At 66.6% G+C, this 13,429-nt stretch carries 7 protein-coding genes and 4 pseudogenes; 6 read left to right on the forward strand and 5 right to left on the reverse strand.

The features are described from left to right. Positions 1 to 228 precede the first annotated feature (228 nt). The gene (locus GAS53_RS46785) at positions 229 to 1,449 is read right to left on the reverse strand and encodes an IS110 family RNA-guided transposase (protein ID WP_404829419.1); all 1,221 of its coding nucleotides are present in this window, start codon (positions 1,447 to 1,449) and stop codon (positions 229 to 231) included. A gap of 260 nt (positions 1,450 to 1,709) precedes the next feature. Here GAS53_RS46785 and GAS53_RS57210 point away from each other — a divergent pair. The 5 genes and pseudogenes from GAS53_RS57210 to GAS53_RS57215 all read left to right on the forward strand — a co-directional run. Further along, positions 1,710 to 1,931, forward strand: a pseudogene (locus GAS53_RS57210) (IS256 family transposase); the annotation flags it as partial. 41 nt (positions 1,932 to 1,972) lie between these two features. Then, complete coding sequence (locus GAS53_RS46795) at positions 1,973 to 2,542, forward strand: AAA family ATPase (RefSeq protein ID WP_151483891.1); 570 nt, start codon at positions 1,973 to 1,975, stop codon at positions 2,540 to 2,542. A 353-nt stretch (positions 2,543 to 2,895) separates the two neighbouring features. Further along, positions 2,896 to 3,990 (forward strand): annotated as a pseudogene (locus GAS53_RS58865) (IS630 family transposase). A 53-nt stretch (positions 3,991 to 4,043) separates the two neighbouring features. Next, positions 4,044 to 4,415 (forward strand): hypothetical protein, encoded by a 372-nt coding sequence (locus tag GAS53_RS46810; RefSeq protein WP_151483892.1) that lies wholly within the window; start codon positions 4,044 to 4,046, stop codon positions 4,413 to 4,415. Positions 4,416 to 4,767: 352 nt separating this feature from the next. Next, positions 4,768 to 6,513 carry a hypothetical protein gene (locus GAS53_RS57215; protein WP_225859544.1) on the forward strand — a complete coding sequence of 582 codons (1,746 nt, stop codon included), beginning with the start codon at positions 4,768 to 4,770 and terminating at the stop codon, positions 6,511 to 6,513. A 163-nt stretch (positions 6,514 to 6,676) separates the two neighbouring features. On the opposite strand, the gene GAS53_RS46820 is transcribed toward GAS53_RS57215, so the two are convergent. Beyond that, entirely contained in the window at positions 6,677 to 7,564 is an 888-nt protein-coding gene (locus tag GAS53_RS46820; protein ID WP_151483893.1) for a DUF5655 domain-containing protein, read from the reverse strand. A gap of 788 nt (positions 7,565 to 8,352) precedes the next feature. Here GAS53_RS46820 and GAS53_RS46830 point away from each other — a divergent pair. Next, positions 8,353 to 9,555: an AAA family ATPase gene (locus GAS53_RS46830; protein WP_192583592.1), complete on the forward strand. Its 1,203-nt coding sequence runs from the start codon at positions 8,353 to 8,355 to the stop codon at positions 9,553 to 9,555. Between the two features lie 4 nt (positions 9,556 to 9,559). Here the strand turns inward: GAS53_RS46830 and GAS53_RS46835 are convergent. The 3 genes and pseudogenes from GAS53_RS46835 to GAS53_RS46845 form a co-directional block, all read right to left on the reverse strand. After that, positions 9,560 to 10,270: pseudogene (locus GAS53_RS46835) on the reverse strand (IS256 family transposase); the annotation flags it as partial. A 38-nt stretch (positions 10,271 to 10,308) separates the two neighbouring features. After that, a complete protein-coding gene (locus GAS53_RS46840) occupies positions 10,309 to 11,886 on the reverse strand; it encodes an ISL3 family transposase (protein ID WP_225859545.1) in 1,578 nt (525 codons plus the stop codon). A gap of 82 nt (positions 11,887 to 11,968) precedes the next feature. After that, positions 11,969 to 12,472 (reverse strand): annotated as a pseudogene (locus tag GAS53_RS46845) (transposase); the annotation flags it as partial. Positions 12,473 to 13,429: the final 957 nt, after the last annotated feature.

The raw sequence follows: 13,429 nt of genomic DNA on the forward strand, positions 1-13,429 counted from the left end.
CTGACCGAGGACAGCGCCGTCGAGCACGCGATGCTGATCGAGGCGGTGGAGCGCGCGGGCTACCAGGCCACCCTCCTTACCTGAAGACGCCTGAAGACACCGAGGGGCGGACGGGCGCGGGCCCGTCCGCCCCTCACCCCGGCGCATGCAGTTAGCGCAGCGGCTGAAAACGCCGCAACCGGAGGCTGTTGCTCATCACGGATGAAATCGGCAAGCCCGGCGGCGAGTTCATCCGGAACTGGACTGCTGATCGGGTGCCGGGCGATGTGACTGCCAGTGCGCGGCGAACACCGCATAGGCGCGTTCCTGCTGCTCGACGATCTCCCGTTCGTGCCGGCGAAGGATCTTGTCGTTGTATTCGTAGCCCATGCCGCGGCGGGCGATGCGACGTTCGGCACCGGCCTGCAGCTGGAGCTTGCGCCGTTTGAAGGCGACCAGGCTGGGGCGGGCGAAGGCGTAGTCCTCGCCCTTGGTGATCAGGTGCCAGCACAAGGTGGTCATCTTCCGTGCGGTGGCGACGATGGCAACCTGGATGCCGCGGCGGGACTTGATGCGCTCGTAGAAGGCGCGCAGCGGTCCCGGCGAACGGGAGGCTACCCAGGCGGCTTCGACCAGCATCCCCCTGACCTGGGAGCGGCCGGTTTTGGTGATCCGGCCCGTGGCGGCCGGGAGCCCGCCGGACTGGCGGACGCGGGGGTTGAGGCCGAAATAGGCGACGAGCTTGTCGGCGGAGCGGAAGCGGGCGAAGTCACCGACGGCCGCGACGACGGACAGGGCGACGTTGACGTCGACTCCGGGGATCGTCATCAGCCGGCGGATGTCCGGATCGTCCAGCGCCTCGACGGCGACTTTGCGGTCCAGCTCTGCCAGTTCGCCGCCGTGGAAGTCCAGTTGGCGCAGCAGGGCGTCGACGGCCTCGCGCTCGTCGTCCGGCAGCGGCAGATGCTGCAGCCAGGCACGCCCGCGAGTACCGAACGCGTCGCTGACGGGCGGCCGGGGCATCAGGTTCCGGTGCAGGATCGACTGGACCTGATTCTTGATCCTGGTGCGCTGGCGAACCACGTGCATGCGACGCGCGATCAGGCGTCGCCTGCGGCTTGTGCGGTCATCGGGCAGCCATACCGGCGGCAGGAAGTCCGCGGCCAGGAGCTGGGCCAGGATGCGTGCATCGACCTTGTCGGTCTTCACCTTCGCTTCCGCGATCGCCCTGGTCTTGTGCGGGTTCGAGACCACGACCCGCGCTACCTTCGGGCGCAGCAACAGGGCAATCGCCTCCGAGTTGCCGGTGGCCTCCAGCGCGACTTCGTCGTCCGCGCGCAGCGTCTCGGCCCAGGCCTGCAGTTCCTCGGGGCGGCAGCCGATCTGCCCGGCGTCCTGGAGGAATCCGTCCTCGACCATCGCGATCTGAGCGAAGTCGCGATGGACGTCCATTCCAATCTTGCGGCCCATGGCCGCCTCCCTCTGATCCTCTCGTACGGCTGGGGACCAGCTGGGCGAAACGACACCTACGGATCCGCGCTCGCAGCGCATCCTGGCAGGTCGCAGGGGCGGCCAACTACAAACTCGGGCGCACAGCCCATGGTGCAACACCGGCCTGCCCATACTGAATCCCCGGATGCCCCTGGCCCGGACGGTCGCACCGTACGACGGGAAACACGCCCCGTCAGTGCCAGTACCAGAACGGGCCTCCACCGACGTTCATACCGGGTACGAACCCGATCGAGTCGACGTTCTCCACCGTCAAACTCCGCACCAAGGTCACCCGTGGCGCCGGCAGCCCGGCCGCGGCCCTCGCGATGGTGTTCAAGCTCGTCGAGTCCGCCCAAGCACGCTGGCGCGCGATCACTGGCGCCCACCTTGTGCCCCTTGTTCGCGCGGGAGCCAAATTCGAGAGCGGCGAGCTGGTCGAACGTGGGACGGTGGCGGCATGAACCCGCCGACCCTCGATCAGACGTCCCCTCACCCTGGCCAGGTGATCGTCCTGACCGGGCCGCCCGGAGCCGGCAAGAGCACTGTGGCGAAGCTGCTGGCCGATCACCTGACTCCCAGCGTTCACCTGCACAGTGACGACTTTTGGCGCTACATCAAGCAGGGCTGGATCGCGCCTTACCTGCCCGAAGCACATGAGCAGAACCAGGTGGTTCTGCAGGTATTGGTCTCGGCTGCATTTGGCTACGCCGAGGGCGGCTACCAGGTGATTTGCGACGGCATCGTCGGCCCCTGGTTCATCGACCTCTTCCGCGCAACGGCCCAGGAGCGGGCTGTGCCGCTGAGCTACATCATCCTTCGGCCGAACCAACAAACCACGCTGGAAAGGGCAACGAGCCGGGCCAACGACGCTTTGACCGACCCCGAGCCGATCCGCTCACTGCACGGCCAGTTCAGCAACCTGGGCGCTTATGAGGACCACGTCCTGGATTCCACCAACCTGACCGCTGAGGCAACCGCCGACAGCATCCTGCAAGGCGTCGCGAGGGGCGCCTACCTCCTCAACCCGAGCGACAGCATCACCGACGCGAGCGACCCGATCCACAACTCTTGACAATGGCTCGCGGGACGTTGTCCTGGGGGCTCTGGCAGCCAGAGGCGCCTCCGATCGTGCGGTGCGGAACCTCGGCAAGCTGATAGACGCGCTGGACCGCCGCTGAGCCCCCCCAACGGCCCGACTCACTGCCTCGCCAGCTGGCCATGAAGCCCTGCGGTCCGGGGCGCGTGGGCGTATCCGTTCGGCTGTCCAGCTCGGAAGCCGTGTCAGCTGGTGCGCCGCGCAGTGAGCGCTGTGCGGGGAGCAGGCCGTCGTTCCGCGCCATCGAAAACTCTCGATACGAGGCAATTACTGATCTCTTCGGGGTGTTGTCGGGTGACGCGTGGTGATCCCTGCGGTACGCCGGTGGTATGCGATACGCGCAGGGCGGCGGACTGACCGCGGAGCGGCGGCGGTTTCGCGAGCGGATCCGGTACGAGGCCGGTGAGCGGTTCGCCCGCGGCGAGAAGACCGCGGTGATCGCGAAGGATCTGCGGGTCAGTGAGCGGTCCGTGGAACGCTGGCGGCGGGCCTGGCGGGAGGGCGGGGATGGATGCCCTGGCCTCCACGGGGCCGCCGAAACTGCCCAAGTTGTCGGATGGCCAGTTCGCCGAGTTGGAGAAGGAATTGGCGCTCGGACCGGCCGAGCACGGCTGGGAGGACCAGCGGTGGACCGTGGCGCGGATCAGAGCGGTGATCGCCTGGAAGTTCCAGGTCGACTGCTCGATGGCGGCGGTGTGGCGGCTGCTGCACCGGCACGGCTGGTCCTGGCAGTCTCCCGCCCGCCGGGCGCTGGAACGCGACGAGCATGCGGTCGAGCTGTGGAAGAAGGACGTGTGGCCGCAGGTGGAATGACTGCGGCGGTGCTGGGGGCTTACGTCGTCTTCGAGGACGAGGCCGGGTTTGCGATGACCCCGCCGCGCGCCCGCACCTGGGGCACGCGGGGTCGCACGCCGGTGGTGCGGGTGCGCGGCCGGTCCTGGCGCCGCATCTCGATCGCCGCCATGTGCTGCTACAAGCCGGGCGACGTGTCCCGGCTGATCTACCGGCCCCGCCGACACCGCAAGTACCGGGGCACCGGACGCAACAGCTTCGCCTGGAGCGACTACCGCGACCTGGTCGTGCGCGCCCACATCCAACTCAACGCCCCCATCGTTCTCGTCTGGGACAATCTCAACACCCACCGGGCCGCCGGGATGCGTCAATACGCCGCTGAACACGACTGGCTCACTATCGTGCAACTGCCCTGTTATGCACCGGACTTGAACCCGGTTGAGGGCATCTGGTCGCTGTTACGGCGCGGCCCGCTGGCGAATGTCGCCTTCACCGACGACGACCACCTCGAACGCACCCTCCGCCGAGGCCTGCGATACATCCAGCACCGCCCTCACCTCATCGACGGCTGTCTCAGCGGCACCAGACTCACCCTCACCCACCATCCGACAACAACCCGAAGAGATCAGTAGGCAGCGGTCTGCTCCGGCGCGCTGCTCTCCTCCACACCGTCGCCAACACCTTCATGGCCGACGGCCATCGCGGCGCGGCCTTCGACGTGGCACGGATGGTCCTGCGGTCCTCCCATGCCCGCGAGCAGGGTCCAGGGCCGCACAACATCGTGGCGGCCCTGGTGGACCCCGTCTGCGGCCTGCCGCTCCTCCTCAAGAGGTTCCGCGGAGACACCGACGAGAACTACGGCAGCGACCAGCAGTTCGTCCTCCAAGACGCCGGCAAGACGGCCGTACTCGACCTCCGGGCCACGGTGGAACGGCCTCCCTCCAGCCTTGCGCCCGAACTCTGGCAGGCCATCGTCCGCCGCATGCCCCGCACGGGATTCACAATTGGCCTGTCCCCAAGCGTCCTCGCCGGCTTCTGCGGACTGGGAGCACCCTAGGGATCAGCAGTCATCAGTCACCCCGCCGGCTTCGCCGGTCCACGGAGCGGAGAGCCGCACGCGGCCGACCTCATGAACCGGTCAGATGCCTGCTCCGCCCCCTTGTTTGAGCCAACCGGCCGTAATCCTCTCGGGGCGACATTCCCTCATCTCGCACTCCGAGCTTGCATGAGCAGCGGCCGGTACGGTTCCGTTCTTCCTACCTGGCTGTACGAGGCGGCCAGTTCCGAGTGCCACGAACCGACCCTGGCACCGACGGACAACACCTCCTCGCGTATTGCCCGCACACAGCCTTAGATTCTAATCTTCACGCGCCTTCTGCCGGGTCGGGGCAGAAAAAAGGGAGAGCGTGATGCTCATCGAGCAGTACATCGTCGATGTCCGACGCCAGCTCACCGGCGAGTCCCTGGCAACAGCACGGCGCCGCCTGGGCGAACTTCGGGACTGGTCCGAGCCGCTGCCTGTCGCCAAGGCCGGCGACCAGGCAAGGCTGGAATCCCACCTGTTGCAAGCCCTCGGCATGGGACAAGGCCGCCACCCCTTGGGCATCAGTGAAGTCGCCCCCTACGCCGACCACCTGGTGCTACGCCTGGAATCGGCTCAGCCTCTCACCTCGCTGCTGCCCCTGCTTCCCTACCGGGACAGGCGCAGGTCCCGGCACGGCGTCCTGGACCTGCGGGCCTACGCCAGTCGCCGGGGTATCGAGCTGCTCCTGGGCAGGACCGGCGCCGGACGCGTGACCCTCCTGGGCCCCCAGAGCTACGATCTCGCCGCCGCACTGAAGGCGCACCGCGAAGCGGTGGAGGGCCGGCAGCACGTTCCGTTGTGGACCAAAGACACCCCGCACGATCCAACGCCGCGGCCCCGGCGTCCCAGCCGCACCGCGCAAACGAGGAGCAAGGCGGCCAAGCCCGTGGACCCGCACGCCGTGTGCCCCGGCCTGGCCAGTGCACTGCTGCGCCGCCTGCATCTATGGGAGTCGATGGCCGCCGGCAGCAAGGTGACATTCACCAGCGAGCCGCACGGATCGGGCCTGACGTGGACAGTGCGGCGACGGCTGACGCAGGACGCCCGTCTGCACGATGACAACGTAGCCACAGCACTCGCCGAGTCGGTAGCTGGACCAGGACTAACAGCGGACCTCGACGGACACCTCTGCAGCCAGCGGCAATGCGTCCAGACTTTCGACTCGGGGCGCCTCAAAGTCCAAACGGTGTACAGCGACGACGCCCGCCCCGCTCGGCGCCCGGGCCGTGCCCGCGCTCATGTCCTTGCGACGTTCCTCAGCGAACACTCCCCCGCGGCAGACACCAACTGTGACGGCCGCACCGGGCACATCCTCCAGCTCATCGATCCCTGGGGAGACGGCCTGCTGGACACTGCCGAGCAGCTCGCCGCCGCCTGGGCTCACCAGGGCCTGAACACACTGGTACTCAGGGCGGACAACAGCCGGAGCCAGAACGGAAGTGCGACAGCCGCGTGGCAACGCGCACGATTGACCGGCGGTGCCGGCGCCATGTTCAAGGGCGAGGCCAATTACGTGCACGGCGACCTCGAAGCCGACATCACCCGGGCGCGCGCGGCATTCGACCACATCATCTTGGTCAAGCGCCATTGGGTGGACCTGCCCCTGCAGGCATTCTCTCCTCTGGCCGATGACCACCTCATCGTCGCCGACGGGCACTTTCCGAGAACGACCAAGATCACCAGGATGCACGCCGGGGAACTACAGCGCCGCACCATCGCACTTACTCCTGCTGAGTCCGCAGTCGCCTGGCTTCACCATCGCCTGGCGAGAGTCCCCTTCGCCGAAATCCCCCTGACCGGCCTGCTCCTTTGGTGCGCACACGATCAGCACGACCCGGATTCTTTCGACACCACGGTGGACATGGAACTGGCCCGCCACGGGATGCCGGTGCTGGGCAGGCTCCCGCAACCACCTCGCCGCGGTCCGCACCGAACCGTGCTGGACCATCTCCCCGACGAGCAGCGAGCGTTCGTGATCCAGCAGAGCGCCCGAATCCGCAAGGGCCTTGGGCCCGCACGCGCGGACACAACGGTGTTCCTCGCAGCCCTGCGTGAGTACGCCGAGCTCTGAGCGGCCGGCAATATAGCGGTGGATCCCCGGTTACCGAAACCGGGGATCCACCGAATACTTATAGCTCCACCGCCACTACCTGACCGCCACGTCGAAAGGCAGCATCACGACCAACCACAACTTCATCTGTGAAGCGCACATGGCCGTGGGGGCCCTTGCACTTTCACGCCGCGGCGTAGCTGAGCCGGAATAGGTCCTGGGCGCGCTCCAGGTCCCGCTCCGTGCGCAGCTGAACCTCCAGGTCTCCCGTGCCATGGTGGCCGAGCCCGGTCACATCCCGGGTAAAGCCGGGCGCCAGATCGACTGCCGTCGGGTCCGCTTTCAGGTAGACCAGCACCTTGGTCTGCTGGGGCGGGATGAGGCATGCGAAGTTCCGCAGCCGCTGATAGGCGAGGTACTGCTTGCGCTGCACCCGGGTGACACCGTCGCCGAGGCCGACGAGGACCTCGTCGACCGCGGCAGCCAGCTCGGCCATCGCACCGCCCTGGTGCCGAACCGGCGACGCCCCGGCCACGCGGCGGCGTACCCGCTTGGCCCTGGCCGAATGCCCCGTGACCGAGGCCACCGTCTCAAGGCCGAAATGGCCGCTGCCGAAGTACCGGTAGCGCACCAGGTCGATCGAGCGCCGATGCTCACGTACGGCGTGGACGTCGTAGCGCGTGAAGTCGCCGGCCACACAGATCAGCCGCGGTGCGCTCCACAGGATCTGGGACGCTGCCGGCACCCCGAGCCGGTCGCGGACCAGACTCCGGAAGGCGTCCTTGTGGTTCGTCAGCCAGGCCATGTAGTACAGGCCCTGGTTGATCACCCCGGCGTCGGTGCCACGCTTGTACTCGACGATCACGGGTGCACCGTTCTCGTCGAGGCCCAGCGAGTCGATCCGCCCGCCGTCGACACAGTCAATGACGTACTCGCTCGCAAGGAACGTGACGCCAAGCATCTTCTCCATGTGCGCCTCGACGAGGTCCTGTACGTCCTCCTCGACCTCAGCCAGACGCGGCACGACCTCGGTCACGCCGCTTTGCGTGTTGAACAGCTTCAGCCCCACCACTCCCCCTGCACGACCACGATGCCAGAGGCAAACGCCAGCAAGCTCAGGGATATTTCCGCCACAGAAACCCGTCTTGAAAAGGGCCCAACACCCAGACATGCATACACAGAACAGCGCGACACAGGTTTCCCGGTACAGCCCCACGCACATCCGTGCCACCTGGGGCGGGACAGGGAGCGTGGAGGAAGCATCCAAGGCGTTCGGATTCTCGAGGGCGAAGGGCTACGACCTCGTTCGCCAGGGGAAGTTCCCGTGCCGCGTGCTCCGCATCGGCCGCAGCACGCGGGTCGTCACCACGTCCCTGCTTCGGGTGCTCGACAGCGGCGAGCCCGAGTACAACGGAGCCCACGAAGGAACCCTCAGACCATCTTGACCAGCCACACGAAGAGGCCCCACCGGAGCAAACCGGCGGGGCCTCTTCGTGGCAGCGGCCACCACGCCTGCCCGGCATGCCGGCGGAAAGTCCGTGAAGGGCCAACCAAGTCCACCAGCCACGGCTCTTGAAAGACGAGAGCCGCCCAGTCGCCCTCCTCCGGGTACGGTCTACGCCTTCCGTCGAGCAGCCTCGTCATACGCCCAGCCAGCGCCGCTACACCGCCGAGCCAAAAGGCAGATCCAGCTGGGCAAGGGGATTCTCGGCAGCGAAGCAGACCGCTGAGCGATGATGTTGCCAGAGTGACGGAGTCGATCGGGGGCCTGCCATGTATCTGAGTCGCGTCAAAGTAAGCGGACTACGCGCAAGCGCAGAGACGCCAATAAGTTGCGACCTTCCCGGCAGGTTCAGCGTGATGATCGGGCCGAACGGCGCGGGCAAGACCACCCTCACGGACGCGCTCTACCTTGCACACCCAGGGAGCCGGTTTCCGGTGCTCCCAAGACCGACGTCAGCCGCGCTGGCACCGCCAGATATCGGCGTCGAGCGCAGCATAGACATCGCGTACACCCTGGCCGACGACCTCCATGCCGAGGGGCGCCTCGGCCGCGAGATACACACCACAGCGCATCGACGGCTCGGTCGCGAAGCTGAATCCTGGAGTGTCTCCCTTCACCGACAACTGGGAACCGTCACCTCGCGCCTGACAAGCAGCCACAGCCTCGCCCGGAAGATCGACCAGTTCAAGCTGATCTATCTGCCCGCATGGCGTCATCCGCTGGACGAGCTCGCCCGCCGCGAGGCGCGCATCTTGGTGGAGCTACTCCGCGCACGGCAGCAGGAACTCCACGGCAGCCGCAACCTGGTGGCTCTACGAGCCCGTGCCTCCCGGCTATTGGAGGATCTCGCCAAGGACAGTCTGATCGACGCCGTTGAGGCTCGCATCGGCGAACAGCTGGGCAGACTGACCGCCGGCGTGAGCCCACAATGGCCCTACGTGCGCGGTCAAGTCATTGACGACACCTATCTCGCCCGCGTCCTGGAGATCATGCTCGCTGTGATCGAAGGCCGCTCCGCAGCCCGTCCTCTGGAGGTCTCGGGCCTTGGGTACGTCAACCTGCTGCATATTGCTGTGACGTTGGCTGCGATACCTGATTCCACCGAGATCCCCCTCGCCCCGACGGACCCATCAGAGAGCATCGATCACGAACCCCCGTCCGAGGAGGAGCAGGCGCGGCAGGCGTTCGAGAACCTGGCGCAAGCACAAGCTGAGGCGGCCTCCGAGGAAGATTCCTTCTTCTCCACCGCCCCTTTCCACGCAACGGTCGTCATCGAGGAGCCTGAAGCCCATCTCCACCCTCAGCTGCAGCACTCGTTGGTCCGTTACCTGCGCAGAACAGTCAAGGCACGACCCGAGCTGCAGGTGCTCCTCACCAGTCACGCGAGTGACATCATCACAGCCTGCGATCCCACGGAGCTCGTCGTCGTGCGTCGGACCGACCATGGAAGTGTCAGCCGCTGCGTCAAGGACGTCGTCCCGGACCACCATCGCGATGCCACGCTCCCCATGGCCAGACTGCACGGGTGTGTCAATTTAACGGCTGATCTTGGTTGTTGAGTGGTCAGTTGTTGTTCGAGGTCAGGCGGCCCTCGAAGGTGATCTGGAACGCGTTCAGGGGTGCCTTCCATCGCATGGTCCACCTCTTGCGGCCCTTCCCCGTCGGATCCAGGCTCATCAGCGCCATGTAGATGCACTTGAGGGCGGCGACCTCGTTGGGGAAGTGTCCGCGGGCGCGGACGGCTCTGCGGATGCGGGCGTTGACGCTCTCGATCGCATTCGTGCTGCAGATGACCTTGCGGATCTCGACGTCGAAGGAGAGGAAGGGCACGAACTCGGCCCAGGCGTCCGACCACAGCTTAACGATCGCCGGATACTTCTTCCCCCACGCCTCCTGGAACTCCAGGAACCGTTCCGTCGCCGCGTCCTCGCTGGGCGCGGTGTAGACGGGCTTGAGTGCCTTGGCGACCTTGTCCCAGTCCTGACGTGCGGCGTAACGGAACGAGTTGCGCAGCAGGTGCACCACACACGTCTGGACAATCGTGCGAGGCCAGACGGCCTCCACGGCCTCGGGCAGTCCCTTGAGCCCGTCGCAGACCAGCATCAGCACATCGTCCAGGCCGCGGTTCTTCAGCTCGGTGAACACATGCAGCCAGTACTTCGCACCCTCGCCGCCGTCACCGGTCCAGATCCCCAGGATGTCCCGGGTCCCTTCGGTGGTCACCGCCATCACGACATAGACCGGACGGTTCGCGACCTGCCCGTCCCTGATCTTGGTTCTGTCGACGATCTTGTGATCCGGACGGTCGAGGCTCACCGTGTGAGCAGGACGCGTTTGCGAAGGAGATCGAGACTGGCCCTGCCGAACATCTGGCGTTTCAGCATCTTCAGCCGGTTGATGTTGCCCTCGACGGCGCCGGAACTGTGCGGCAGAGACAGCCCGTTGCGGACCGCGGCGAAGTCGCGGCGGAGGTTGCGGGCAAAGCCCGCAAGCGGAGCCAGACTGTCCCGTTCGACATCGGTGATCCAGTCTTCGAGGCGGTCGCCGTGGCGTCCGGTCATCATCGCGGCGAACTTCCTGATGTGAAGAGTGAGCCGGTCGAGTTCGGGATCGCGCTCACGCAGCCGGTGCAGTTTGTCGGCGTCCTCGTCCCGCAGGTGCTCGGGGTGGGTCATGATCCAGGAGGTGACTTCGCGGACCGAAGGAGGCTTCGGTCCCGGGTCGGGTGCGTGGCCACGCCCGGTCCGGTAGCGCCGCAGATGCCGCTGAACGGCCAACTCGCCGCCGAGATAGCCGAGTTGCTTGATCTCGCGGTAGAGCTGGGAGGCGTTCCTGACGCCCTCATTCCAGCGCCGGTGCAGGTAGCCGATGTACGGGTCGACGACATGCGCTCGTTGGAGGTTCTTGGCCACGACATCGTCGGCGGAGCGGGCGTTGACCAGTTTGCGGACGGTGGCCTGGTGCAGCCCGAGCTTCCGTCCGATCGCCGCCTTCGACATCCCCTGCTGCCACAGCTCGTGGGCGGCAGCATGCTGCTCCCGCAGCCGGGTCACGATCTTCAGCTCTTTCGGCGGCTGGACCACCTCGGGCTCCATCTCCAGGTGGCCCGGGCTGGAGGCCGAGCCGGGAGGCTTTTCGGCCAGGCGGGAGCGATGGGCATTGACCGTCTTTTCGACCGCTTGGCCGAGGTTGGCCCACAGGTGATAGCGATCCGCGACCTGTTTGGCCTGCGGCGCCCCGACCCGAGCGCCCTCTCCGTAACCGCTGGAACGGTCCCGGCAAATGACCTTCACCTCGGGGTGATCGCGGAGCCAGGCGGCCAGGTCCTCGCCTTCGCGACCGTCGTAGAGGTGCAGTGGTCGGTGGGTGGCCATGTCGATCAGGACCGTGCCGTAGTGGCGGCCCTTGCGGAAGGCGAAGTCGTCGACACCGAGGATCTCCACCTTGCCGATTTCCGGCTCGGGCAGGGACCTGACCAGCTGCAACAGCGTGTCCTTGCCCACGGTGAGGCCGACCGCGGCCGCCAGGCGGGCACCTGCCCGGCCGGCCAGGGCCAGCCCGATCTGCGTCAACATCGCACGCAGCAGCGGGGTATGGCGGCTGTGCGGGGTGGTGAGTCCCGCGAGCTGCTCGGCGAACGTCACCGCCGTGCAGGCAGGGTTCTCGCAGCGGAAGCGGCGTATGCATAACTCGATCACGACGCCGAGCCCGCCCACGGGGACATCACGCAGCTGGCGTACATACCGGCCGTGCACCCGTGCCGAGCCCTGGCCGCACCGGCAGGCCGCGGTCGTCGCTCGCGCGCGCGGCCTCAGCACCACTTCGTCCGGCCGCCGCTGGACCTCCTCGATCAGCAGCGCGGACAGGTGCGGAAACAACTCCAACAGCACATTACGAGAGCACGCGATGCATGATCGCGAACAGCTGACACGACCCGCTCAAGTGTCCGGATCACAAGATCGTCGACAGAACCCTGATCTTGACGTTTATGGCGTCCACGAACAGGACGGGGTAGACGCGGTCGAGGGGACGGCTCTGCCATTCGGCCATGCCTTCCATGACCTTGTCGGTGATGGCGGAGACGGTCTGCTTGGACACTTCGGCGCCGTAGACCTCGGCGAGATGAGCCGATATCTCCCCGTGGGTAAGGCCCTTCGCGGACAACGACAGCACCATCTCGTCGACGCCGGTGAGGCGCCGCTGCCGCTTCTTGACGATCTGCGGTTCGAAGCTGCCGGCAGTGTCGCGAGGCACCTTCACCTCTACCGGTCCGACGTCGGTCAGCACGGTCTTGGCGCGGGTGCCGTTACGACTGTTGCCGTTGTTCTTCCCTGCCGGATCATGCTTCTCATAACCGAGGTGGTCGGTGATCTCGCCTTCCAGAGCAGATTCCAAGACCCGCTTGGTCAGCTGCTGCAGCAGCCCGCCCTGCCCGGTCAGCTGCAGCCCCTCCGACCGGGCCCGCTCTACCAGCATCGCAACCAGTTGCTCGTCGGACACGGGCGCAGGCTGCCCCAACTGGGCACTCTCGACAGGTTCCACGGTCTCCAACTCCACGGCGGTGTCAGTCACTTGACGTCTCTCCCATGATCGTCGGATCCGCCGTTAGATTTACACTCCCGACTGCACCTGGACGCGAGTCGTTCGTCGGCCCTCTTCGCCGAACGCCTGCTCCTAGTAGAAGGAGTTACCGAGGGCGCGGTGGTGCGTGAGTTCGGCCGGGCCTGGGCGGGTGGCGACGAAGCGAAGCAAGCTTTCATTGATGCCCTGAGCATCATCCCGATGGGCACCAAGGTCGGTCAGTGGGCCGCCCATCTGCTGGCGACACCGGGCAAGGAGCTGTGCACGAAGCTGGCCATCCTCCGTGACAGCGACAGTGACCTTCCCTTCGAGAGCGCGCGCGACGTGCCCAAGTGGGCTGCTGAGCACGATCCATCCATAGTCCGGGTGTTCATCAGTCATCCCACCCTCGAGCCGGCGATCACTCCGGGCAACGAGCACCTCGTACTTGGGATCTGCCTTGGGCGAGTCCGGCTGGAGCGAGGGGTAGTTGATGGTGGTGAACCCGCAGCTCGATCAAGCCGGTGCGGGCTTCATCGTCCAGCCGGATCCAGTTCTTCATCTCGTGCGGCGGATAGATCGCATCGAGGTGGTGGGCCCCGTGCGACGGGCAGGCCGAACTGGGGGTCGGTCAGTGTCAGTCGACCAACTCCTGCTTCCGGTACGGCACGCCGGTCCGGTGGTCGAGGTCCAGGCACCAGCGCACCGGTCCCAGTCCCTCGTAGCCGCGGATCCCGAGCCCGCGGTAGCCGCCGACAGCGGCCGCCAGGCGAGTCCGGCGAGGATGATGTCGAGCGCTTCCGCCTCAACTCGATTCCACACGCCTGCGGGCAGGCCGGTCAGCCACGCCGACGTCGCCCGGCCAGACTGGTG

This window comes from Streptomyces albicerus, from assembly GCF_008905045.1.
GTDB lineage: Bacteria > Actinomycetota > Actinomycetes > Streptomycetales > Streptomycetaceae > Streptomyces > Streptomyces albicerus.